We start from the raw sequence: 25,420 nt of genomic DNA on the forward strand, positions 1-25,420 counted from the left end.
GATGGCCTCGGGCATCTGGCAGCTATACTCCTCATCAGCAATGACCAGGGTTATTTTGTAATATTAGCATGCGCTTTTAGTGGTGTAATTGCTTTCAATATAACATTGAAATGTTTTTGCACATAAGCAGATTTTTCCCAAGGAGTCGATAGCATCATATCCTTAAAAAGCCCTGTGGAATGATCGGGATTTGTAATCGCAATCATAGAAGAATATTTTGCTTTAAGTACCAATCTAGTGCTCTTTAGATAATTTTTCCGAACATCGTCATTGTTTTCAAGAAGTGAAACGTACTTTTGCGCTTCTTCATAAATTATTTTACCACTTTCGTTTTTTTCTTTAACTGCATTCATTAAAAGTGTTTCTATTGCACCCTGTTCATAAAAAGGAAATATCACTGGCGTAATTTTTGTAGATGCTATTTCTCCATTGGGGCATTCTATATTACACATAGTTGAAGTATTATTTTGAAGTGACAAACCATCTATTATATTTTCAGCCATACCAGCCAATATTTCTTTCTCATCGTCATTATCTCTATCACGTACAATAACAACAGATTCCGGAGATGCTGATGGTATTTCCTTTACAAATTTATCGATTATTATATGTAAAGGTTCTGCAAAACTATCCTTTCCGCCTACACTCCATATAGCAACACCATCATTATCTTTTTTCATATAAATTACCTTGCGACCAGATTTGTTTTCCGGAATCTTATAACTTGTCCACAAGGATTTACCATTGTCCATCATCCATCCATCGATTTTATGCAGAAAATAGGAAATAAACCAAAGGTCATCCTGACCTTCACATAATATAACGGATTTCATATTCGCAGCTCCAATTCATAATCTTCTCGGTCGTTATATGCTTCTTCCCCAGTTCGTATCTTGCTTCTCGTGATTTGCGAAGCATTATCTTTCCTCAAGGTAATGACACGTAATAAATCATCCTGTGAGAAATGGCTATGTGCAATAGATAAAATCGCATCTAAAGCTTCTGCACTATGCGTAGTAATAAATGCCTGTACATGATATTTCCTGCAAGCGTTCAAGAACCAATAGAATACATCTCTAAATGCCGAAACATGTATTGCATTATCAATTTCGTCTACCAGTATGATACCATTTTTACAATTTGCAATTTCCACAGCCAAGCAAAGAGCTTTTTGCATTCCCGCACCATACGAAAATAACGGAAGCACTCCTCTTATTGTACTATGTAAGTAAATATCCTCATCTATGATACTAATATCCATAATGGTATCATCAAATGGTTTAATAATTTCTATCAATTCTTCTTTACCATTATTTATAATATAATCTTTTATAGCATTCGCCGTGGTGCGATAGTAATTTATACCAGAAAACACATACGTTACATGATATAAATCATTTTCATCAGCTGTGAATAGCGTATCTGTATTATTTATGATTTTATCATATTTATATTTTGGTTTTTTACTGGAAGTATTTGATATCTTTACAGATAAATCCATCATTGTTTGCGGTTCACCTGATGTATTCGTTATTTTTCCAACAGTACCACCGGCTTCATAAAGATATCTTATATTTTTTATGTTAGCTCCGATTTTAATACGATATGATGCACTTGCTTCATCTGATTCTGTATCTTTTTGAAAAACACTTAAAACATATTGAACAATATTTTTCTTTCTAGCCTCTGGCGATACGCTAACTCTTATGGCCGAAAGGCTAATCAATTGTCCAATGTCGCTGGGGTTGGATAGGATACGAATTGCTTCTAGCGCACTTGTTTTCCCACAATTATTAGGGCCAGCAAGCACATTTACAAAGGATAAATCATTTATTTCTAATTCATTTATCCCTCTGAAATGATGGATGTTCATTCCGTTCAATATAAGTTGTTTCTCCATAAAAACAATTTGTCTCCCTTCATTTGAAATATTTTTGGATTGCCGCTTCCTTTTCCTGCTTTAGCTTGAGAATTCGAGCTTGAGCAGCATTTTTCGATTTGTCGGCCTGGGCTACAAAGTCGGCGAATTGGTTTTGAAGGTCTATTGGTGGCAATGTAATCGTAAATTTCTTTGCATCAGCAACATTTACGTGTGGAACAGTAGCCCCTGTGTTTTTACTATCGGCCTGATGTTTGACGTCATCTGATATAAGAGCATACAGTAGATACTCTGGACAACACATACAAGGATTGGCTCTAAACAACATCACCCTTTGTCCTAAACAGAAATTATATCCTCTTGGCAATATAGCAGCATTACCATACGTTCCCTCACGACCGTATACAATATCGCCTGGCATAGGCTTGAGACGTTTGATTCGTTCTATATATTCATCTTTCGAAACATATTTCATGGTTGACCAGTCTATCCCCCCTAATTTTATTTCATTAGTTCGTATAGCTGGATATACAAGTTCTCCTTGATATTTAGGAGTTGTATGTGGGCAATCTACAATATCCGAACAAACTTCTTCAATCTTAACAATAGGATATTCACTACTTCCAAGTATCTCGATAAACCGTGATTTAATATCATCGTCACATTTTTTTATATCCTGCTCCAGATTCGTCACCTGCGAATCGATGACTTCGATTTCCTCCACCACTTTGCTTTGCACAGCAACGCTGGGAATTTGTACAGTCAAGCTCTTTATTCTTGCCGTAGATGCCCGGTTGCTGCGAGAGAATCTTTCGTATTCGCCCTCTACCTGCAAAGCCAGGGCCAGGTATTTCGGCAATATCTTATCCGTATTTACCCGAATTACGCCGCAATGGTCGGTAGGATAGAACGGATAATTTTCCGGCAGATAATTGACCATCCAATCCCCATCAATGCCCCAGATAACCGAAGGCTGGCTGAAATCTGTCAAGTTTTGCCTATTGATACGACCAAATTCCTCAAAGACATTAGCACTATAAACAGGATATTCGCCATCTTCTTCAATCTCTGAGGCCACTACACGATTGCCAATGCTGACAGAAAACTCCTTACCGTCCAGCTTGTAAGCCGTCATGCCTTCCTTTATCACCTGATGACGCACTTTTGTGGTTTTGATGGCCTTGTTGAAATTCACGCCGCCAAAATCCAGCATATCCGTTGTAGCCATGTAATGATAGTATTCACCCAAGTCACCAGTCGGTTCCTCCTGCGTTCCAAAGGACGCACGAACCACGGCTGCCAATGTGTCTGCGGCTTGCCTGTCCTGCGGATTATACAGCAGTCCTCCCAGCTTTTTGATTTGTATGCCTTCCTGCCCTTTCCGATTGCTCCAGCCATAGCCTAGGAATTTTTCCTGTCCCTTGTTGTCGTCCGGGGCTGTAATAATTAATGTGGTCTGTCCATAAGCCAAGGAAAAATACAGGAGCTTTTCCGCTTCTTTGCCGATAGCAAATTCATAGAAAGCGACATTGCACCACTCCAGTTTTTCTTTCTCGCTCTTGGCCTGATAGCCCTTTTGCTTGACCTTGGCACTGTATTCTGCTGAGGACAGGAACGCTTTGGTATAGGCATCTATATAAGGTACATCTGCCCAACCATTGAAGTTACGTTGCCGGGTTACAAATTCGCCGTAAATGTTCCTCTCTACTTGAATTTTATCCAAATATGCTGCCAGAATATCCTTATCTTCCCAATCCTCCAAGCTCTGCGCAGTTAGTATAGCTTGTACGCTGTCCTCACAAAGATCAATCTTTTTCGGTGGCTCTACAAACTTTTCGAGGAACATAATAACCGTATTCGTCCCTGTTGCGCCAAAAGTCTTGCTCCCCAACTTAACAATAGCGCGCAGACAGAAATTTTGCAACAGGGATTCACGAGCAGCAATAAAGCTCTCGCTTTCCTTGTTTAGAATACTACTGGGCAGAATCACAGCCGCTACCCCTTGGGGCTTTAACAGCTGGGCAATGCGCTCCACAAAAAGCGTTTCTATCTCCGAACCATTGTTGCTTATCTTGGCCAGAATGGTAAAATCATTGTCCTTCAATTTCAAATGCGGCTTAAAAGCCGCCACCGAATAGGGTGGATTGGCCACTAAAATATCGAAACTATGCGGACGGATATTTTTATCCACGTAATTTTCCAAACCATCGCCAAATACAATGTTGCCAGCGCCAGCCCCATGCATAAAGAGGGAGATTTTGGACACTCTAGCCAAACGGTAATCTTTCTCTACACCATACAATTTTTCGCTCACCCAAGCATGTTCATCTTTTTGCACTAGGGCATTTACCGCCTCATACCCCTGGGTAAGAAAGTGCCCAGCTCCACAGGCATAATCAATGATTTTGGGATATTCCTGCTCTTTTTTCCGCAATATCTCGCTTAAAGGCAAACTGTCCCATACAAAACGAGTAATTGGCATAGGTGTAAAAAACTGCCCCTCATTTTGCTTGAAACCCTTGCTCAAAAGTTGCTCAAAAAGATCCCCCAGTGTCTGCAGGTCACGAGAACCTATAATACGATATTCTTCAAAGAGTTGTACCACTTCCACCAGTATTTTACCGTTCTGATAAAACAGCTCTTCATTATGCACATCTTTGAAGGCAAAATCATTGTTGGTATAAAATTTCAAACTACGCAAAGTCTTCTTCAGTTCCGCTATCAGCTTGTTTCTTTTCTGCCCCGTATATTGCTGGATTAAATTTTCAGCATAGTCATCTGCTACATAGAAAATCTGTTCCCGCATGAATTTCTCCATGCCGTCACGATGCAAGCGCTGTAACCTGTCCTGGAGATTTTCATAGGTGTCCGTACCTACCTTGTACTGAAATTCCACCTCATCATCTTCATCTTTTTGAATTTCATCCACCAGCTTGCAGATAAAGAGGGCAATCAGACGATTAAAAGCATTTTCCTTATCCGACACATTGTTGTGACGCAAGATTTCCTCAAAGCGGTTTACAATTTTGTCATTTTCGCTGAAATCCCGCAAATCTTTCTTCCGCAAGGGTTTGGCCCCAATCTCATAGGCCACAGTATCATCACGGAAGACCACATCGCCAAACAAGCGTTTCTCATAAGTTTCATCCCAAACAGCAAAAAGCTCCTCCACAGTATGTGCATCGTCATAAAGTTTTATGGAACTGTCCTGTTTTTGCGCAATCCGCATATTACTATCGTCATTACAAGAGATGCTGTCTGTTCGATAGGTAATCCGATTATCTTCCCAATCAGAAGCATACAGCAAAAGCCATTGACAGGCATCTTCCTGCTTCCAGTATGAGATAAGCTGACCTCCATCAATCTGTGTTTGGCGCAGTTCGTTATCATACTCCCGGCCCGCTGTCTTGCACTCAATGATAAAGAGCATCTTTCCGTCAGCTCCGGTCACACATATATCAGCTCGGCCGCTTTTAGCGTCATGCCCTAAGTGCCATTCCTTTTCCAGCTCGATGTGCTCTGGGCGATACCCCTTATCCAACAAACGATTCACACACTCGAAGACCACCATATTTTCCTTATGGGCCTCATCAAAATAAGCGTTACGTTCCCGCCCCTTTATCTTCTCCGGGTAAATCAGCTTTCTATTTTCCCAATCCACTTTCAGATAATCGTCATACTCCGGGAAATATTTTGCATACCCGCCATCGCTTTCTATAAATTGCATATATTTTAATGCCGCCACAAAATTTTTAACAGTTATCATTGATCCTCCAATGCCTTTTTGCAAAAATGTCCCTTTAATTATACCGCAAACAGGAAAATTAACCAAACAAAACAGACTGACCAATCAAAAAGTGACTGGTCAGCCCTAGATATCGTTAAAACCGGAAATCCCGTTTATCTGAATGTTTGATAGCCTCGATATGTTCAGCGGCAATCTCTCTTACTTTTTCTTTCGGTATTTTCTTCAGCTCTTCATCTATGAGCTTATAGCCCAATGCTTTCGTTTCCTCACTGGCATAATCCGTGAGATATTCCGTCAGCGTCATCAGAGCGTTAGGCGTGCAGCAGTTGACGATCTGGCCGCTCTTGCAAAGGCTCATGAACCGGTCACCGGTACGTCCCTCCCGATAGCAGGCTGTGCAGAAGGAAGGGATATGCCCCGTTTCCATCAGCCATTTGATGACCTCATCCAAGGTTCTCTGGTCCGATACATTGAACTGTTCTGTATCGGTGGGGCGTTCTTCTTCCGTATAACCGCCCACACTGGTACGGCTGGCACCGCTGACCTGGCTGATGCCCACCTGCAGCATCTTCTCCCGCACCTGTTCAGACTCTCTGGTCGAGATGATCATGCCGGTATAAGGCACCGCCAGACGGATGCAGGCCGCAATCTTGGTGAATATCTCATCACTGATGGAATTATCAAAGGCCTCGGGATCGATATCATCCGCCTTTTTCACCCGCGGCACGGAAATCGTATGCGGGCCGACACCATGCACAGCTTCGAGATGTTCGGCGTGCATCAGCATGCCTGCGAATTCATATTTATAACCATCAAGGCCAAAGAGCACACCAATGCCCACATCATCAATGCCGCCTTCCATGGCGCGGTCCATCGCTTCGGTATGATAGGCGTAATCATGCTTCGGCCCCGTAGGATGCAGGCGGCCATAGCTTTCCTTGTTATAGGTTTCCTGAAAGAGGATATAGGTGCCGATACCCGCTTCCTTGAGCTTGCGGTAGTTCTCCACCGTGGTCGCAGCGATATTGACATTGACGCGGCGGATGGCGCCGTTCTTATGCTTGATGCTGTAGATGGTATGAATACAATCCAGGATATACTCGATGGGATTGTTGACGGGATCCTCCCCGGCCTCAATCGCCAAGCGCTTATGCCCCATATCCTGCAGGGCGATAACCTCAGCCTTCACTTCCTCCTGCGTGAGCTTCTTGCGCGGGATATGCTTGTTCTGCCCATGATAAGGACAGTAGACACAGCCATTCACGCAGTAATTGGACAGATAAAGCGGTGCAAACAGTACAATGCGATTACCATAGAAGGCCTGTTTGATTTCCTCGGCAATCTCATACATCCGGGCAACCTTCTCCGGATTCTCACAGGCCAGCAGTACCGAAGCCTCCCTGTGACTGAGGCCACGGCACACATAGCCGTTGCCCTTCTTCACTGGGCGGGCCTTCTCCATGATCTCATCAATCAGTTCATAATTTTCTTTATTCGCCTCTGCGTAAGCCAGTGTCTCCTGGATCTCCGCATCATTGATAAACTCTTCTGCACGTAAAGAACGGGGATTGTATTCATACATAGTGGTCATCTTCCTTTCAGAATAGCTCTCCACTTATTATTATAGCACAATCTCCGCCCATTTATAATTATTTATTTTTTTTGTTTATTAATTATATCGTCTGCCAAAATACCTGATCAATACACACGCACCGTAAGTGTATTATAACTGATTTCCACCAATTCCAGGTTAGCATCCGTAGCTCGCTGCATCTCATTCCAAAGCGTTTGCGGACTGCCACTATACATCACATTGAATATAGCCTTGCCACCGCTGTAACTGGCCAGATTCAGATTCCTTACGCCGTGCACCCCCTCCACAGCCGTCTGCACCTGATTTATCTTGCTGAAATCAGCACCATATGCCACAACTTTCAGGTCCTGCCGATTCGTATACAATCCCGTGATCTGCCCGACAAAATATTCACCAATCTGTTTGCCAGCCTTGGCCAATGCCTTTTTGGCCGCTATGTTTTCCAAATTATCCACACCGGAACCATATTTCCCATCAGCAGCTATGATCTGCCCGGTTTTCGCAATGAACATCTTGGCCTCCACACGGGCACGGCAAGCCTGCAAACGGGAGCTTTTATTCCCTGGCAGCAACTGCGCCGGATCACCCGCCGATTCGCTGAAAGCCTCGCCCACGATCATGATATCCACGCCAAATTCCTGCGCAGCCTGACGCAAAGCCACCGCTGACATATTGTACGGATTGCCATTGGGAATATCCACAGCTACTACATTGGAAAATCCAGATTCCACCAACGCCTTCACCACTGCCGTTTCCCCTGCAGGGTCAGGTATATTATGACTGATATGCGTTTCCGGAATGCACACAGCAATACGTGGATTGCGTAACGTTACATCAATGATGCCCAAGCGGGCCAATTCCGTCATCAAAGCCGAATTGGGCTGATCATCCACTACGGCATCAATGGTCACCTGCCAGCCGCTCACCGTCTGTGCACGCTGCCTGACTGTATAATCCCGGACAAAGCCACGCGCCTGGGTATAGATATTATCCCGGATAACGGTACTTTTATCTACCAGGGTCTGTGAATCCACCAAAACTCCCAGAGATTTTTCCACCGCCATGCGCAAAGCTTCGTTCTCCGCCTGCGAAGCCGTTACTCCGATGCCGGTGACGGTAACACTTTTGGCTGCTGCCGGCAGGCTCATCATCAACAGCAAAAGTCCCATGATCAGTATGATTCGTTTCATTTATTTTCCCCTCTTGACAATATCACCCTTTTGAATGGAACCGCCGCCTTCTGTTATCCGGCAAATGGCATAATCAGCCAACACCTCGGTCACTCTGGCTTTGCCCAGATTGATCTGCGTCATCCCAATGATCTTGCCATTGGCTTCCAAAGGCGTATCCTCCCGGGCAATCAGTAAGACATCCCCCTTGTGCAAGCCACTGCTCTGTCCCTGATCAATATAGATCTCACTGCCTTTTACTTCAATGATCCTGCCCGTAAAGGGATGCTGCGCCTGAATATCACGCATGAAATGCTCTGCTACTTCCTTGCAGGCATTATACAGCGAATCATTCGCATCCTTGCCGCCACGGTCTGCCTCTACTGTCTTTGCCAGGACGACCTCACTGGTCTGGCAGTCAACCATGCGCAATTCCACAGCGATACTGGTACGGTACGCTGCATCAAACTTGGCCGTAATGCGTTTCATGAAATTGGATTTATCCGCGGCCCTGGTCTTGACCATCGTTATTTTTCCTACCAGAATATACTGCCCGCCAAATATTTTCCCCATCTCTGCTACATATTCCGGATCGGCATATAAATTCTGAAAGCCCTGCTCCTGCATCGCCTTATCGAATTGTGTACGCTCCACCACCGTATAATTACCGCTTTCCTGCACAGCTACCACCAGCTGATCAGACATGACATTCGCCACCGTCTCTTCACTTTCTGCAGAATCGGATAACACGAAGGTCTTTTCCAGCGGCATGATCGCCACTCGCTTCTTAGCCGCTTCTGTGGTCATCATCCCCGCCCCCCATACGGCTGCAGCCAGGATTGCTATCCCTAAACATCTAAACAACGATCTCCACATAATACACTCCTGTCATTTCACCAAACGCTTCACCACATCATTTACCTTGATGTCCTCTGTACGAGACAATACAACGCATACCGCATATTCTGACAAAACTTCCACCACTTTGGCTTTGCCAATCTTCAATTCCTTCTTGCCTACCACTTTGCCGTTGATTGTCACATCCCCGCTGATGCGGAAGACCTCGAGTACCTCACCGACCTTGAGTCCGCTGGCACTGCCTTGATCAATATACAGGTTATCGCCGCCAATATCTCCTATAATCCCCCGGAAATTTCCTTTGGATTCCGCAGCCACCGGCTGTTGTGCCTCTTCCGGAGTTTCTGACTTTGGCGTATCGGATGGTGCTTCCTCCGGAACTGCTGCCGTTTCCATAGCCTGCAGGATATTTTTGGCCATGTTCTGGCAAACATTGTATACAGCCTTCTCGCTGCTTGTCCCCACCTTGTCACTGGTAAAATTTTTCGTCAGGACGTTATGATTCGCAGATGCATCAAATAACCGGGCCTCTACAACCAGTTTCACCCCATTGGTACTCGCAGAAATATCCTTCAACTCTTGTTTGGCTGCTTCCCGTTCTTCCGGAGGAACCGGTGTTCCATCGGGATTGTTCTCATGTCCCAGCCCCTTCCGGATCAGCGCTGTCACCTTCTCCCGATTGCTCTTGGGATCGTACAGGGCCACATCCGTAATGGTACAGCTCAGTTTATACGCCGGCTTGCTGCTATCATCTTTCTCAACCGGGGTATAGATGCTGCTTTCCCGCAAAGCTGCAATCAGCTGTTCCTGCAGTTCCTTGACGGCTGCCGTTGCCTGTTCCCCCGCCACATTTTTTATGGGCTCCACTTCCGTGCTCTTCTTCGCCGCATAGCAGGGCAACGTGAGACACATAAGCAGCAAACATAAACAGAATACGATCTTCTTCAATTTACATCCCCCCATTTTCTCAATCGATTCTAATCTTTCTTTAATTTCGCTCTTATGTGCCGGTTCTCCTTCAAAAAAATGCTGTTTCCATCAGGAAACAGCATTCTCAGCATCTTATTTCATTAATAATACTATGATAACCCCTGGCACTCCCAGGACACCAGCAATCAACGCTTTGAGAAAGGTGATTTGCACACCTGCCCCAAAAAGGTTGACAATCCACAACAGCACCGCACCGACTATACTGTTGGTGATCATCTTCCACAAAAGCTTCATCGGCAAGGCAACAATCTTACCGATCAGGCACAGGGCAATCAAGCCCACCGCAAAGGCGGCGATAATTTCCATTAGATTTCCCTCCGGTTTTCCATCGCCTTGGAAAGTGTCACTTCATCCGCATATTCCAAATCACCGCCAATGGGCAGACCATGAGCAATGCGGGTGACCTTGACCCCCATAGGCTTCAACAATTTGGCTAAGTACATAGCCGTGGCCTCCCCTTCCACATTGGGATTGGTGGCCATAATGACTTCCTTCACTTCATCATCCGTGAGTCTGGTTAAGAGTTCCTTGATGCGGATCTGATCGGGGCCAACCCCTTCCAGCGGTGACAGTGCACCATGAAGCACATGATAGACACCGCGATAGTCACGCATACGTTCCATAGCAGCTACGTCCTGAGGCTGCTCTACCACACAGATAACCGAATGATCACGTTCTTCCGCCGCACAGATGGCACAGGGATTCTGATCGCTGAGATTGAAGCAGGTATTGCAATAGCCGATTTTCTCCTTGGCCTCGATAATGGCTGTTGCCAGCTTCTTCGCCTGCTCGGCGTCCATATCCAGCACATGATAAGCAAGACGCACTGCCGTTTTGTTACCTATCCCCGGCAGTGCGCGAAAATGCTCTATTAACTTTGCCAGCGGGGCAATGTATTGCATGCCTGTCCCTTAGAACAATCCCGGCGGCAGGCCAAGACCGCTCGTGAGCTTGCCCATTTCCGAGGCCATCATATCATCCACTTTCTTCGTGGCATTATTGAACGCAGAGGTGATGAGGTCCTGCAGCATTTCCACATCTTCCGGATCCACAGCTGCCGGATCGATCGTGAGGCTCTGCACCTGCTTCTCACCATTCATGACGATTTTCACAGCGCCGCCGCCCGTCGTCACATCAACAGTCTTACGCTTGAGCTCATCCTGCATCTTCTTCATGTCATTCTGCATTTTCTGGACTTTTTTCATCATACCGGCCATATTGCCCATATTGCCCATTCCACCAAACATATCGTTAACTCCTCTCAAAGGTAATTCTTACATTTCAACACCTCTTAGACTACCAAAATATAATAGTTCCGTCAAGGAAAAAAGGCTCTGTACCGATATAATGCCTACGTTGCCTTTATAGCCAATCATAACGAAAGCAAAAAGTATGCTGAACGAGTAAATATATGGATCTCATGACCGTCACAAAATGACGGGACAGCCATGAAGGCCCCTTGCAAAAAGACCTGCGAATATCATCGCAGGTCTTTTCACAAGGGTTATTTGGTTATAGAAGGGAATTCCCGGGTTAGCTTGAGATCTTTAGCCGTGACGTTCACAGGCTTGGCGAACCATGCCAGAGCATAAGCTGCCGTACCGGTGTAGTCAATGGCGTATTCATTGGTGGACCAGGAGCTCAGCACATCGATGTAGGACTTGGCCACAGGGACCTTGTTCTCTTCAAGGTACTTGGTCTGGTCAGGGTCGCCGCCCTTTACATGGTTCGGGCCGCCCACGAGGAGACCGGGCACATAAGCACCGGTGCTTTCATGGATACGGTTATGCGGATGTTCCGGCGGGTTGGAGCCCATGCCGGTCAGGAAGCTCCGATCCAGAGAGTTGCGACCGAGCATATAGTGGATCTGCGCCAGAGCGCCTTCTTCATACTCTGCCTTGGGCTGGAGCTGGTACGCCATCAGCAGCATATCGCCCTGCGTCATGGCATTCTTCGTGGAAGCCCATGTGTATTCTTCCTTGGACAGCGCACAACCAAAGCCATCATTCTTGATCTTACCGGCGATCATATCCGCATAATCGAGGTAAACCTTCTTGACTTCAGCCTGGAAGCCGGCATCAGCCTTGGGTGCGATAGCATAGGCAAACTGGGCCAGAGCCAGCGTGTTGTCCCAAGTGAAGAAGCCCGGTGCTTTCAGCAGTTCAGCCTTGTTGTCTTTGAGATAAGCCTCATATTTCTTGTCGCCGGTGGTGCGGAACATTTCCGCTGCCATCCAGAGGCGTTCCTGGATATCGTTCGTGTCGTTGTAGGGGCCGGAACCGCTTTCCTGTCCTTCGTCCACCCGATAGATGGATTCCTTCGTCTTGGACAGATAGTCCCAGACCTTGTCGGCATCCTTCTGCAAGGACTTGGCATAAGAAGCGTCGAGCCCCTTATAGACGCGAGCACCGATGGCGAGGCTCGCACCATACATGGCCGTGCTGGCGGTGCAGGTGCTGTAGAGGAAACGATCCTGCGTGTCAGTATCCGGGCTCTTGTCAAAGCCAGGCCACTGGGCACCGGACACCTTATGGAATGTGCTGCCATCCTTGCGCATCATCTTTTTGAGGAAGTCGAACTCATACTTCACTTCGCTGAGTGCATCAGGAAGATTCTTGTCACTGGAAACACCTGCCGGGAAGAGCAGCTGTCCCTTCGTGAAATGATCCGGATGGGCTTCATAGGCCAGCAGCAGTTCAGCGGCGGCAATCGCACCCGTCGTGGTGTACTTGCCATAGTCACCGGCATCATACCAGCCGCCGGAAACATCCACCTTATCGCCTTTTTGGTTGAGCGCATCGGTGAAATAAACCTGTGCTTCTTTGTCCTGCGGATGGCCCATCTTGACCTTGAGCCCGGTCACGTCCTTATCGTCAATGGGCGTGCTGCAGCGGGACAAGGTGAAGGAACGCCAGGTCTGCACACTGGGAACCGCATAGACATTGTCCCCGATGGCAAATTCATAGGACTCGCGCTTGCCCACTTTCAGCTTATAAGTACCAGGCGTGTTGAAACTGGTGAAATCAGCCGTACGCAGATTCTCTTCCGACATGGCATCGGCTTTGGCTGCCGATAGTTTGCCGGTATATACCACTTTATTGGTCTTGGCATCTACGAGACTGAAATCCGTTTCATTCGAGTCCGTTACCATCGCCGTCTTATCACGGCCAGTGAGATAACCAACCTGATCCACATGCATGCCTGCATCTGCGGCTTCTACCAAAGTAGCTGCACCGCAGGTACCAAGCATGGCAATTCCAGCCAGTACGATCTTGCAAAGCTTATTATTCTGACGCATTATATCATCTCCTATATACTGATGGGATAACTCTTCACCAGTCAGTTCAAACTAACCAGTAAAAAGCTCCCCCTTCGAGTCCTGCGGACTCATTTCCCCCTGAAGGGGGCAGCTTTTGTGCTTTGCTTATTCTGTGAACGGAGTGTATTTGATGGATTTGTATTCAGCTGTTACGGGCAACTGGGAATCATCGAATGGTTTGAGCCATTCGTCAACGCCCTTGCCGTTCCAGGCATTCATCATGATTTTCTGCTTGGTCACCGGCAGGTCCTCATTTTCGCGGCGGAAAACTTCCTTGCCATCGACAAACCAGATGATGGAGTTCTTGTGCCATTCAAAGGCATAGGTATGGAAATCTTCGGAAGCATCGAAGCCCAGGTCAATCATCTTTTCATGGCCGCCCTTGCCGTTGCGGAAGTAGTTGAGCTGTACCTTCGTGGTGTCTTTGCCTAGCACCTCGAAGTCGATCTCATCCCAGGGATCGCCCTCGGACGGACCCGTGTAGGTGAAGAAGGAGGAAACAACGCCGTCATTCTTGATGGCCTTCATCACGACTTCATAACGGCCATAGCCATAGGTGGCCTTGCTGCGGTATTCGCCGCCGGAGTACGGAACCTTATCGGCAGCCGGATTCGGGGATTCATCCACCGTCAGCTGCAGCGTGCCATCTTCAAAGGTGACATTTTCCTTGTGCCAGAAGCAGTTGAACGGCATGCCATTCGTCCAGCCATTGGACGCTTCAAACAGGCTGTTCTCACCCTTGGTCAGATCTACTTCAAAAGCATCGCTGGCCTTGGTCTCTGTAGCGGGTGCTGCAGAAACCACCGCCGGCGTAAAGAGGTCCATGGAAACAGATACAGGTGCAGACAGAGCCATCAGGACGGCTGCGGCCACTGCTTTTTTGCGGATATCCATCATTTTTATTTCCTCCTCATCAATAGCTTAAATCTTCGCCATTGCTTTCAATAACCTTCTGATACCAGTAGAAGGATTTCTTCGGGCTGCGTTTCAAAGTTCCCTCGCCCTTGTTGTTCTTGTCCACATAGATGAAAACGTAACGCTTTTCCATTTCGCCGGTACTTGCGGAAACAAGGTCGATGGGGCCCCAGGGGCAATAGCCCATCAGGGTTACGCCATCTTCTTCGATGGCTTTCTTCATCTGAGCGATATGCTCAGCAAAATACTTGATGCGTTCATCATCCTGCACGACGCCGGATGCATCCGGTTCCTCGTGGAGGCCGATGCCGTTTTCCACAATCATCATGGGCAATTCATAACGTTCAGCCAGCACGTTGAGCATATAGCGCAGACCAACCGGATCGATCTGCCAGCCCCAGTCGGAGGCCTTGACATACTGATTGGGGATTTCCTTGGACAGGTGACGGCTTGTTTCATCATACTCGCTGACAAAACTCATGTAGTAGGACAGAGCAAAATAGTCCACCTTACCTTCTTCCAGAGCGGCCAGATCACCGTCTTCCATCTTGATATCATAACCATGAAGTTCCCATTCCTTCAGCATGTACTGCGGATAGTGACCGCGGCACTGCACATCACTGTAGTAGAAGGTACGATCCATTTCCTTCAACGCTGCTATCTGATCGAGGGGTTTGCAGGTTGCCGGATAAGAGGGAGACATGGCCAGCATGCAGCCGATCTGGAAATCCGGGTTGATCTTGTGCCCTTCGATAACGGCCTTGGCTGAAGCCACCAGTTCATGATGAGCTACCTGATAAAGAACGGCGTAACGATCTTCACCTTCCTTGTAGATGACACCGGAATTCGTGAAGGGAGCAAAGGTCTCCTTGACATTGCGCTGGTTGTTGATTTCGTTGAAGGTCATCCAGTATTTGACCTTGTTCTTGTAACGCTCGAAGCAAACAGTCGCAAAGCGGACGAAGAAATCCACGAGCTTGCGGTTGCGCCAGCCGCCGTATTCCGTTACCAGATGATAGGGCATCTCGAAGTGAGACAAGGTGATGACCGGTTCCATGCCGTATTTGTGCATTTCATCAAAAAGGTCATCATAGAACTTCAAGCCCTCTTCATTGGGTTCCAGCTCGTCCCCTTTCGGGAAAATACGCGTCCAGGCAATGCTGGTGCGGAAGCATTTGAACCCCAACTTGGCTAAGAGTGCGATATCCTCTTTGTAGTGGGAATAGAACTCAATAGCCTCATGGTTCGGGTAAATCTTGCCCGGCAGCACGCCGTCGGTGATTTCCCGGGGCTTGCCCGGGCCACCGACGGTCATGACATCAGCTACGCTGATTCCCTTGCCGCCTTCTTTCCAGCCGCCTTCCAGCTGATGGGCGGCAACTGCGCCGCCCCAAAGGAAACCTTTTGGGAAACTCATGCTCAGGCCTCCTTCTTCTCTGCGTCAAAGCGTTTATACACATCAATGAATTCCAAAGCGATGGTCTTGAAACCCTCGGCACTCATGAGCTGATCTTCCGCATGGAGAATCAGCAGGCCGATATGCTCGCCTTCCCCGGCGGCTTCCTTCTGCAGGAGTCCGGAGTGCGCATCGTGACCTTCCACGAAAGCCTCGTCCCCATCTTTGATTAACTGTTCTGCCGCTTCATAGTTGCCTTTCTTGGCTTCCTGAATGGCTTCTATATAGCAGCTGCGAGCCGTGCCCACAGCAGAAATGATCTGAAATGCAGTAAGTTCTAAACCTTCCATAACCTTATAACCTCAATCGTTCATCAATTTACGAGCAAATTCCAAAGCAGCCTTGCCGTCCATACGGCCATACATGCGCATATCGATAGCATCTACAGGCACACCGGGCACCTGTTCTGCAATCTTGTTCTTCTGGAAACGAATCTGGGGACCAAGCAGGATGCAGTCCGCATCATTGGCCTTAGTAGCTGCATCCGTTGCGGAGAAGGCATCGATGGAGCATTCATAATCTGCAGCAGCAGCAGCTTCCTGCATCTTCTTGACCAGCATACTGGTGGACATGCCAGAGGCACAGAGCAAAACAATCTTTTTCATGATCATACTTCCTTTTCAATACGTTATTTTCATCATGGTTTAAGCCTATCAGAAGAACAAGTCAACCTGTGCACGATAGAGGTTTCGATGTCCTTTCGACATATACCAGCTCTCATACTGGTTGCGCAGGGAGGCACGGCTATAAAGCAATTCAACCTGGACATTCTTCACAGGTACATAACTGCAGCCCACGGTCCAACCCTTCGTATTCTTCAACAGGGAACCCCAGTTATCATCATTCCAGATGGTACTGTTGCGCTGGATGTCATGATAGCGCGTGAAAGCACTGAAGGAATGGGGAACATCCGGATTCGTCCACTTGTAGTCGAGACGTACCATATATGCCTTATTGGCATTGCTCTTATCCACATAGGAAACGGTCTGTCCCGGTTCTCCCCAATTTGTCTCAATAAACTTGTGGTTGGACTGCACATAGTCACCAGTCAAGCGCAAGTTACGGACAACATTCGTAGCCGCACTGACGACAAAGGCGCGATTGCCATACGGATTGGGAATCTTGGTATTGCCATCATAAGGTTTGTTCACTAAAGCATCCTTATTTTTATTAATAGCAGCATACGCCAGGAATACATCGAAATTATGGCCGACAGGACCTTTGACCATCGGTCCCCAGAAAGCGAAATCTGCATTATCATATTCGGCCATACCATAGTAGAAGCCGCCGACACGCAGACCACGTTTGGTTACGGGGACTGTTGCATCAATACCGTCCGTTGTGCAGCCAATCAGGGACATCTGCTGCCCTAACATATTCCACTTACGGCCAACGTTTATCTCTACGCCATTCTTGAGATTGCCCGTAGCCCAGATTCTCTGGATCTGGCCATCTTCACGTTTGCGATACGTGCCATCCCCCTGATAGGAATAACGCTGATTCGTCTCGCTCTGGAAATGTCCCGTCCAATGATTTGTCAGCTTATAATCAGCCATCAAATTCAGATAGAAACGATTGTTTGTTTGTTCTTCGCTCGTATCCCAGGCATGACCACTCATCTTGGCGCGGTCAGAATCTTTCTGATAGGATGCACGCAGGAAACCGTAGAGTTTGAAGCGATCCTGAGCATCTTTAAGACCCTTGATAGCGTTTTTATTGCTTTCCGCCACCTTGCTGGTACGCTTCAGCTTGGCATTTTCTTTTTTCAACGCCTCCAGCTGCTGGGTGAGCTGCTGCTGCTGTGCTTCGATAGCCGCAATGCGGGCAGCCAGATCCTGGTCAGCAACAGCGGCGGCACCATCAGCAGCCGGAGCAGCAAATACGCTGCCGGACATGCCCAAGGTCAGCCCCATCAGGACAGCGGCGGTTTTCTTCTTGTACGTCATTACGAATCCCCTTTTCTCTACCACATTCACTGATTCACATAAAGCTCTTTTCTCTTAATGATTTGCAGCCGGTTTTACTTCAGCCTTCACTGCATTGTCTTCCTTTTCTTCTTCCATTTCGCCCATTTCCTCTTTCAGGAATGCCTTATCCTGTGCTTTGAGGAAGGGGAAGTAGATGACCGTGGCAATGGCCAGGTTCACGATCTGCACCACTGCCCCCTGCCAGCCGTTGAGCAGGAAGCCAGCGATAACCGGCGGCGTCGTCCAGGGAACCTGCACAGCACTGAACGGAGCCATGAATCCCGTCGTGATAGCGAAGTAAGTGACGAACATGGCAATCAACGGTACAATGAAGAACGGCACCAGCAAATACGGGTTGAACACGATTGGCAGACCGAAGATGATCGGCTCATTGATATTGAACAGGCCAGGAACGAAAGCCATCTTCATCAGGGATTTGAGCTGCTGGGAACGAGCCGTGAAGATACCTGCCAACAGAAGTCCGAGAGTCAGGCCGCAGCCGCCGCTCTTGACGAATACATCGTTGATCTGGCAGGTGAAGATCTTTGCTTCGGGGTTATTGATGAGGCTCATGCCAGCATCAATCAGGTGCTGATTGTCCAAGGAGTTGGCAATCAGCAGCGGGCTTACTACGCCGCCCACAACGTTCGGGCCATGGATACCAGCCCAGAAGAGGATGCTCTGAAGACCTACGATAATGGAACCACCAGCCAGAGAATCAGACAGCCCCTGCAATGGAGTCTGAATCACTTTGAACACCAGTTCCGGCAGCGTCGTTGCGCCGATGTAATGGCAAAGGCCATAGAGTACAGAAGCAGAAGTGAAGAAAATCATACCCGGCACCAGTGCTGTAAAGGCTTTTGCCACACCGGAAGGTACGGAATCCGGCATCTTGATGCCGATGTGGTTCTTTTCGCAGTAGCAGAACACATAAGAGACAAAGAATGCAATCAGGATTGCGGTGATAACACCGTTACTGCCTACCCATGCCTTCGGGATAATGTCACCAATGGTCTCCCCACCTTTGCTGACAATCTGCGGCGGCATCAGGATCAGGAATGTGGACAAGGACAAGATTGAAGCCATGATGGCATCGCAGCCTTCATTTTCCACAAATTTATAAGTGATGGCCAGTACGACAATCAGTGCCAGAACACTGAACGTACCACCAGCAACCGCATTGAGCGGAGCCGTCCAATCACTCCCAAATATCGAAGCCATGAATTCCGGATAACCTGGCAGCGGCAGGTTTGCCAGCAGCAGGAATACCGAACCGCAAATGGTGAATGGGGTGGTCATGATGAAACCATCACGCAGAGCCGCAACAGCTTTTATCTGAGCGAACTCACCCATGAATTCGATAAATCTATCGAACATCTCTTGTCTACTCATTTTCTTTTCCTCTCTCCAAAAGTTGTATTATTGCATGGGGTTATGCGCTTAACCCCCGTTCCCCTTAAGGTGATTTTAATATAACATAGCGCCAATCACGAAACAACGAATCTGAACCAATACGAAACACTGATACAGGGATAACGGCAATATCTGTATCAGCATGTAGCACTGTTACAGCAAAACGATATATTCTGAAGGTTCCATCTTTTTTTGTCATACTTGCTTGTACCTTCGGGATCAAGCCCCTTCCGTCAGCCTCCGCCTGCCACTGCCTCCATAGGGAAGGATTTTAAAATTTCAGCAAGTTCTCTTTAACGACAAAAATCCCCGGATGGGAATGACTTTCCGCAGCATTTGATGTTTTTCATCAAAGCGAAAGAAAGTCATTCCCCTCCGGGGCGTCTTATCACATCAATGTAAACCAATACTCAATAGTAGAAATGCTTGCTCAGCCACTGTTCCTTCTGCTTAGCACTATGGAAGTCCACACGCGTCATCAACACGGCAAACAATATATCCATCACATACTTAGCTCCCAGCAGGAACACCCGTGGCCCCAATTCTTCCATGGAATTCACCGTGGCCACCGGGAACACCACATCCGCCAGACAGGCGAGGCTGGATTTAGTCGATGCCGTCAGCACGATGATCGGATTCCCACGCAGTTTCAGCAGATGCGCAATATCCATAAGCATCCGGTTTTCTCCGGTGCGGCTGATAAAGAAGGCTACATGCTCCTTGGGCGCGCCCGTAGCCTGCAAATATTGCATGGTCAGCGCCGGATGGACCGTAGAACACTTGTTGGACATGATAAAGCCAGTAGCAGCCATATTCGCAATATCCAAATTATTATCCGTAGCATAGAAGTCAACATGGTCGCTCTTATTGATGATTGTGAGCGCCCGGACAAAATCCGCCGGCTCCAGCATAGCACGTGTTTCCTTTAACGAATCGATTTCAATACTGGTTACTTTGTCCAGGATGCTATGCACTGAATCCCGATCCGTCATCGCCAATTCTTCGCCATGCGGGCGGTCGGTATAACGCATCATATCCGCCAGGAACTTCACCCTGAACTCCGTATAACCGCCGAAGCCCAGCTTCTGGCTGAAACGCACGATAGCGGCCGAACTCGTGAAGGTCTCTTTGGCCAGCTGCCGGGTGGACATTCCCGGCAGATTGCGGAAATGTGCCAGCAGGTAACTGGCTATCATCCGCTCCGACTCCGAAAAACCTTCCTGCTCCTGTAACTGCTTGATAAGCCCCTTCATTTAGTTATTGTCCTCCTCGATTTTTACCACATGGTCCCCAAAAATCTCAAAGGCCTTCTCCAAGGGCGCACGCTCCTCGGGAGGCATTGAATCCAAATCAACATGTATGCCCGGTTCCTCCGGTGGAGGCGGCGGCAAAGGCTTTTTTTTCGGCACCGGACGCGGCGGCGGTGCAGCTGGCGTATTCTCTCCGCTGCAATGCAGGCGCAACGGCCGTCCAGTAATTTCCTGCAATATCTCTTCCAACAAAGTGCGGTAATTGCGCATGGCCAGATCCGCCATAAGCACACCCTGGAATTTCACGAAGAACTGCGATTCACTCATGCCCGCAAACTGCCCCTGATTCATGCAGGCAAAGACAGGCATCTTATTGCGTTCCTTCAAGGTCCGCAACAGAGTGTCCCAGACTTCCGCATCACTGGCAGTAATCGGTACAGCTTGGACCTCCGGCACCGAAGCAGCTGCTGGCATAGGACGAACAGCGCTCTTCTGCGGTACTGCCGCTACAGGAGTTTGGCCAGCCGCTGGCGGCATGACAGCAGGTCTTGCTGCCAGCTGTGCTGCCATCTGCGCCAATTTTGCCTCCAGGCTGGCGATGCGTCCACTATCCACTGAAGCAGCAGCTGAAGCCTGTGTCTGCACAGCTCCACTGGCGGACGGATTACAAAGCGCCATCAGAGCCACTTCCACCGTAATGCGGGGCTGCGGCGACCATTTGAGTTCTGCCTGTGCTTCATGAAGCTTTTTGATCATGCCCATGAACTCTTCGCTACTGAAGAATTTTCCTTGCTCCTGCAAGATCTCATCCGGTTCCGCATACAGATCCATCTGTTCGAGCGTCCCCGTCGCCTGATAGATCATCAGGCTGCGCAGATGCAGTGACAGCTCCGTAAGCACCTGCTTCAAATCTTTGCCGTCCCGCAACAAATCTGCCAATATTTCCAGCGCCTTCTGACTTTTGTGGGCATAGATGGCTTCCGTCAATTTATAGATCCACTCATGACCAATCAGTCCCAAAGTCTGCCGCACACGGGCAGCAGTGAGCTCCCCCTCAGCAAGGGCCGAGCACTGGTCCAGCAAAGACAGAGCATCACGCAGGCCACCATCCGCCTGCATGGCAATCATATTCAAAGCCTCCGGCTCAACCTTCAGCCCCATTTCCGTGGTAACAGTTTCCAACCGCCCGCGAATCTCTGACACCGTAATCCGCTTGAAATCATAACGCTGGCAACGGGACTGGATCGTCGGTGGTACCTTATGCGCCTCTGTAGTCGCCAGGATAAACACCACATGCGCCGGCGGCTCTTCCAGTGTCTTCAAGAGTGCATTGAATGCCTCCGTGGTCAGCATATGCACTTCATCAATGATATAGACCTTGTAACGGCCATCCACTGGCGCAAATTTCACCGTTTCCCTGAGGTCACGGATTTCATCGATACCACGGTTGGAAGCTGCATCGATTTCAAACACATCCATGGACGAACCATCATTGATTTTCTGACAGGCCTTGCACTTGCCGCAGGGCTCAGGCGTAGGCCCATGCTCACAGTTGAGTGCCTTGGCCAGTATTTTCGCCGTACTGGTCTTACCCGTCCCCCGGGGACCGGAAAACAGATACGCGTGACCAATCCGCCCGGTATTGATGGCGTTACTAAGCGTGCGGCTGATATGCTCCTGCCCTACCAAATCTTTGAACGTCCCAGGACGCCATTTCCGATAAAGTGCAATATAGGCCATGCTTCTCCTCCACACAAAGTTCTAATCTCTACACCAAAAAGGACAGCCTTACGGCTGCCCAAGATCATCCATTCTTTTTCACGTCGAACTGCAGCTCCCAGGCACCCTCGCGGCACATGGAGCACCCCGCTTATCGCTGCTTCCTTCCGGACCTGACGAGGTTCACAGGACTCCATTGCGCAAGACCCAAGCGCTACAGCCCGACCTGAAAAAGAATATAATGCGGAACATACGGGAATCCGCATAACAACAGATATGATTGTACCATCTTTAAGATTTTACGTCAATAGGGATACATTGACAAAAATGGAAAGAAAAAAGCATGGCCTCTGGCCATGCTTCAAATCTTATTTATTCCGCTGTACCGAATCGCCCGTCTTTATCTCTTCCTGGTTTTTAAAAATGCGGCAAACCGTATAGTCTTTGTTGATTTCCAAAACCTGTGCTTCGCCAATGATCTTCTCATCCCGGACAATAAACAGGATTTCGTCCTCAAAGAAAGAAGCATTGGCACCCTGGTCGATTTTTATGATGTCATTCTTGACTTCCGTAACCAGTCCAGCAGAAGCAGATTTCTTCTGGGCGACATTCCCTGCAGAATCAATCAGCTCATCTACGAAAGAATCCGCCGCAAACGTGCAGGCATTACTGAAAGCCTCATCGGCAGTATGACCGCTGCGCACCACCTTGTAGTTTTTCGTAGCAGCGGCAATGCCCTTGGAACAATTTACCAGCTTCAGTTCCAGGCCGATATGACTCTGATAGTTCCCTTCCATCTTCGCGGTAAGCCGATTCAATACAGAGCCTCTTTTGACTCGTTCTGTGTTCACCTCGGTTATCCTGCCGGTTACCACAAACCGCACCCCCAGGGACTTACCGAGTTCTGCAGCATAGCTGACATCATCAAAAAGCTTCGCCCGATCTTCATCCCTCAGTCTTTTATAATACATGCTTGGCTCCATCACGTCATAGCTGCTGGTGCCCTTAAACGCAACGTCCAATTTCCCCGTCATGAATTTAACCACATCTTCAGCATCCTGCTCATCTTCAAAATCAGACAGGGTAAACGCTTTGTCCAGCGGCATAACCAGCAGGCTCTTGGGCACAGCCCCGCAGCTTCCAGCCAGCAGTGTCGTCATACATATGGCGGTCATTATAAAACTTACACAAATTCGCCAAAATTTCATTAAGATGTCCTCCCCAACTACCAAAAAAATCTTGTTATAACTTAATTTTCGCTTATATCCTATTATTTGTCAAGAAAAAAGCACGATGGCCTGACCGTGAAAGTCAGCCATCGTGCCTGTAAAGCACCTATATGGTAATTATTTGCTCATAGCTTCCTGCACAGCTACAGCCACAGCAACCGTCATACCAACCATCGGGTTGTTACCAGCGCCGATGAGGCCCATCATGTCAACGTGAGCCGGAACGGAGGAAGAACCTGCGAACTGAGCATCACCATGCATACGGCCCATGGTATCAGTCATACCATAGGAAGCCGGGCCAGCAGCCATGTTGTCCGGATGGAGCGTACGGCCCGTGCCGCCGCCGGAAGCAACGGAGAAGTACTTCTTGCCGTTTTCGATGCAGTCTTTCTTGTAGCAGCCTGCAACCGGATGCTGGAAGCGAGTCGGGTTGGTGGAGTTACCCGTGATGGAGATATCAACCTTCTCGAGCTTCATGATAGCAACGCCTTCCTGTACGGATTCAGCGCCGTAGCAGCGAACTTTGGAACGGAGGCCATCGCTGTAAGCGATTTCGTTCACAACGTTGACTTTGTCAGCCTTGAAGTCGTATTCCGTTTCCACGAAAGTGAAACCGTTGATACGGCTGATGATCTGAGCAGCGTCTTTGCCGAGGCCGTTCAGGATAACGCGCAGCGGGTTCTTACGAACTTTGTTAGCCGTCTGAGCGATACCGATAGCACCTTCAGCAGCTGCGAAGGATTCGTGACCAGCCAGGAATGCGAAGCAGCCAGCTTCTTCAGACAGAAGCATAGCGCCGAGGTTACCATGGCCCAGACCTACTTTACGATGGTCAGCAACGGAACCCGGTACGCAGAAAGCCTGGAGGCCTTCGCCGATAGCTTTGGCAGCATCAGCAGCAGCCGTGCAGCCCTTCTTGATAGCGATAGCAGCGCCCAGCGTGTAAGCCCATTTTGCATTCTCGAATGCGATCGGCTGCAGGTCGCCTACGATATCGTAAGCTTTTACGCCCTTCTCATCGCAGATGGTTTTTGCTTCTTCAATGGAAGCAATACCATACTTTTTGCAAACTTCATTAATCTGGTCAATACGGCGTTCGTAGCCTTCGAATAATGACATTCTATTCATTCCTCTCTATACACTTGCATTAACTTCGGAAAGAGTATTTCTTACTCTTCGCGCGGATCGATCGTCTTGACAGCGTCAGCGAAACGGCCCTTCGTGCTGGTGTTGGCTTTGATAGCTTCGTTAGCATCTTTGCCGGCGCGGACAGCTTCCATGACTTTGCCCAGCTGGACAACTTCATAGCCGATTACGCGGTTTTCTTTGTCGAGACCGAGTTTCGTAACATAGCCTTCTGCAAGTTCGAGGTAACGGGGGCCCTTCTTCAGCGTGCTGTAGAGCGTACCCGTCTGGCTGCGCAGACCTTTGCCCAGGTCATCGAGACCTGCGCCGATGGGCAGACCATCGTCGGAGAATGCCGTCTGGCTGCGGCCATAGGCAATCTGCAGGAAGAGTTCGCGCATAGCGGTGTTGATGGCATCGCATACGAGGTCAGTGTTCAGAGCTTCGAGAACCGTCAGGCCCGGCAGGATTTCTGCTGCCATAGCTGCGGAATGAGTCATACCGGAGCAGCCGATGGTTTCAACGAGAGCTTCCTGGATGATGCCTTCCTTAACGTTCAGCGTCAGCTTGCAGGCACCCTGCTGAGGTGCGCACCAGCCGATACCGTGAGTCAGGCCGCTGATGTCCTGTACGTTTTTGGATTTTACCCATTTGCCTTCTTCAGGAATGGGAGCAGCACCATGGTGTACTTCCTGGGCTACGCATGCCATGTCTTCCACTTTTTGTGAATAAGCAATCATTGTTCGTTTCCTCTCTTTTTCTAAAATATAACACTAGAGGACTGTGACC

Annotated in this window: 22 protein-coding genes and 1 other RNA gene; all 23 read right to left on the reverse strand. The window is 48.3% G+C overall.

Annotated elements, in window-relative coordinates; translation table 11 throughout:
- Positions 1-50: 50 nt before the first annotated feature.
- Entirely contained in the window at positions 51-833 is a 783-nt protein-coding gene (locus BUB68_RS04545; RefSeq protein ID WP_073088598.1) for a DUF3226 domain-containing protein, read from the reverse strand.
- Positions 830-1,900: an AAA family ATPase gene (locus BUB68_RS04550; protein ID WP_073088599.1), complete on the reverse strand. Its 1,071-nt coding sequence runs from the start codon at positions 1,898-1,900 to the stop codon at positions 830-832. Before BUB68_RS04550 ends, BUB68_RS04545 begins: the two co-directional genes overlap by 4 nt.
- Before the next feature lie 19 nt (positions 1,901-1,919).
- On the reverse strand, positions 1,920-5,645 hold the full coding sequence (locus BUB68_RS04555; RefSeq protein WP_073088600.1) for an N-6 DNA methylase: 3,726 nt from the start codon (positions 5,643-5,645) through the stop codon (positions 1,920-1,922).
- Positions 5,646-5,760: 115 nt separating this feature from the next.
- Positions 5,761-7,209, reverse strand: coding sequence for a [FeFe] hydrogenase H-cluster radical SAM maturase HydG (gene hydG, locus BUB68_RS04560; RefSeq protein WP_073088601.1), 1,449 nt, complete (start codon positions 7,207-7,209; stop codon positions 5,761-5,763).
- A 116-nt stretch (positions 7,210-7,325) separates the two neighbouring features.
- A complete protein-coding gene (locus tag BUB68_RS04565) occupies positions 7,326-8,411 on the reverse strand; it encodes a hypothetical protein (protein ID WP_073088602.1) in 1,086 nt (361 codons plus the stop codon).
- On the reverse strand, positions 8,412-9,200 hold the full coding sequence (locus BUB68_RS04570; RefSeq protein ID WP_178139463.1) for a CsgG/HfaB family protein: 789 nt from the start codon (positions 9,198-9,200) through the stop codon (positions 8,412-8,414).
- Positions 9,201-9,278: 78 nt separating this feature from the next.
- Entirely contained in the window at positions 9,279-10,196 is a 918-nt protein-coding gene (locus tag BUB68_RS04575) for a hypothetical protein (RefSeq protein ID WP_073088604.1), read from the reverse strand.
- A 114-nt stretch (positions 10,197-10,310) separates the two neighbouring features.
- Entirely contained in the window at positions 10,311-10,544 is a 234-nt protein-coding gene (locus tag BUB68_RS04580) for a pro-sigmaK processing inhibitor BofA family protein (protein ID WP_073088605.1), read from the reverse strand.
- A complete protein-coding gene (recR, locus tag BUB68_RS04585; protein ID WP_073088606.1) occupies positions 10,544-11,140 on the reverse strand; it encodes a recombination mediator RecR in 597 nt (198 codons plus the stop codon). Before recR ends, BUB68_RS04580 begins: the two co-directional genes overlap by 1 nt.
- Before the next feature lie 9 nt (positions 11,141-11,149).
- Positions 11,150-11,485 carry a YbaB/EbfC family nucleoid-associated protein gene (locus tag BUB68_RS04590; RefSeq protein WP_073088607.1) on the reverse strand — a complete coding sequence of 112 codons (336 nt, stop codon included), beginning with the start codon at positions 11,483-11,485 and terminating at the stop codon, positions 11,150-11,152.
- A gap of 257 nt (positions 11,486-11,742) precedes the next feature.
- Entirely contained in the window at positions 11,743-13,536 is a 1,794-nt protein-coding gene (locus tag BUB68_RS04595; RefSeq protein ID WP_073088608.1) for a glycoside hydrolase family 9 protein, read from the reverse strand.
- 126 nt (positions 13,537-13,662) lie between these two features.
- The gene (bglS, locus tag BUB68_RS04600; RefSeq protein ID WP_256625779.1) at positions 13,663-14,454 is read right to left on the reverse strand and encodes a beta-glucanase; all 792 of its coding nucleotides are present in this window, start codon (positions 14,452-14,454) and stop codon (positions 13,663-13,665) included.
- 16 nt (positions 14,455-14,470) lie between these two features.
- Positions 14,471-15,889, reverse strand: coding sequence for a 6-phospho-beta-glucosidase (locus BUB68_RS04605; protein WP_073088609.1), 1,419 nt, complete (start codon positions 15,887-15,889; stop codon positions 14,471-14,473).
- Positions 15,890-15,891: 2 nt separating this feature from the next.
- Positions 15,892-16,218 carry a PTS sugar transporter subunit IIA gene (locus BUB68_RS04610; protein ID WP_073088610.1) on the reverse strand — a complete coding sequence of 109 codons (327 nt, stop codon included), beginning with the start codon at positions 16,216-16,218 and terminating at the stop codon, positions 15,892-15,894.
- Between the two features lie 12 nt (positions 16,219-16,230).
- The gene (locus tag BUB68_RS04615; protein ID WP_073088611.1) at positions 16,231-16,533 is read right to left on the reverse strand and encodes a PTS sugar transporter subunit IIB; all 303 of its coding nucleotides are present in this window, start codon (positions 16,531-16,533) and stop codon (positions 16,231-16,233) included.
- A gap of 48 nt (positions 16,534-16,581) precedes the next feature.
- Entirely contained in the window at positions 16,582-17,874 is a 1,293-nt protein-coding gene (locus tag BUB68_RS04620; RefSeq protein ID WP_073088612.1) for a hypothetical protein, read from the reverse strand.
- A 54-nt stretch (positions 17,875-17,928) separates the two neighbouring features.
- A complete protein-coding gene (locus tag BUB68_RS04625) occupies positions 17,929-19,287 on the reverse strand; it encodes a PTS sugar transporter subunit IIC (protein ID WP_073088613.1) in 1,359 nt (452 codons plus the stop codon).
- 431 nt (positions 19,288-19,718) lie between these two features.
- The gene (locus tag BUB68_RS04630) at positions 19,719-20,561 is read right to left on the reverse strand and encodes a MurR/RpiR family transcriptional regulator (protein ID WP_073088614.1); all 843 of its coding nucleotides are present in this window, start codon (positions 20,559-20,561) and stop codon (positions 19,719-19,721) included.
- Complete coding sequence (dnaX, locus tag BUB68_RS04635) at positions 20,562-22,298, reverse strand: DNA polymerase III subunit gamma/tau (protein WP_073088615.1); 1,737 nt, start codon at positions 22,296-22,298, stop codon at positions 20,562-20,564.
- Between the two features lie 92 nt (positions 22,299-22,390).
- Positions 22,391-22,490: signal recognition particle sRNA small type (gene ffs / locus BUB68_RS04640), an RNA gene on the reverse strand.
- Positions 22,491-22,645: 155 nt separating this feature from the next.
- Positions 22,646-23,485, reverse strand: a complete 840-nt coding sequence (locus BUB68_RS04645) for a hypothetical protein (protein WP_073088616.1) — start codon at positions 23,483-23,485, stop codon at positions 22,646-22,648.
- A gap of 138 nt (positions 23,486-23,623) precedes the next feature.
- A complete protein-coding gene (locus BUB68_RS04650) occupies positions 23,624-24,625 on the reverse strand; it encodes a GGGtGRT protein (protein WP_014425544.1) in 1,002 nt (333 codons plus the stop codon).
- Positions 24,626-24,675: 50 nt separating this feature from the next.
- Complete coding sequence (locus BUB68_RS04655) at positions 24,676-25,371, reverse strand: iron-sulfur cluster assembly scaffold protein (protein WP_014425545.1); 696 nt, start codon at positions 25,369-25,371, stop codon at positions 24,676-24,678.
- Positions 25,372-25,420: the final 49 nt, after the last annotated feature.

Source organism: Pseudoselenomonas ruminantium (genome assembly GCF_900142515.1).
Lineage (GTDB): Bacteria > Bacillota > Negativicutes > Selenomonadales > Selenomonadaceae > Selenomonas_A > Selenomonas_A ruminantium_D.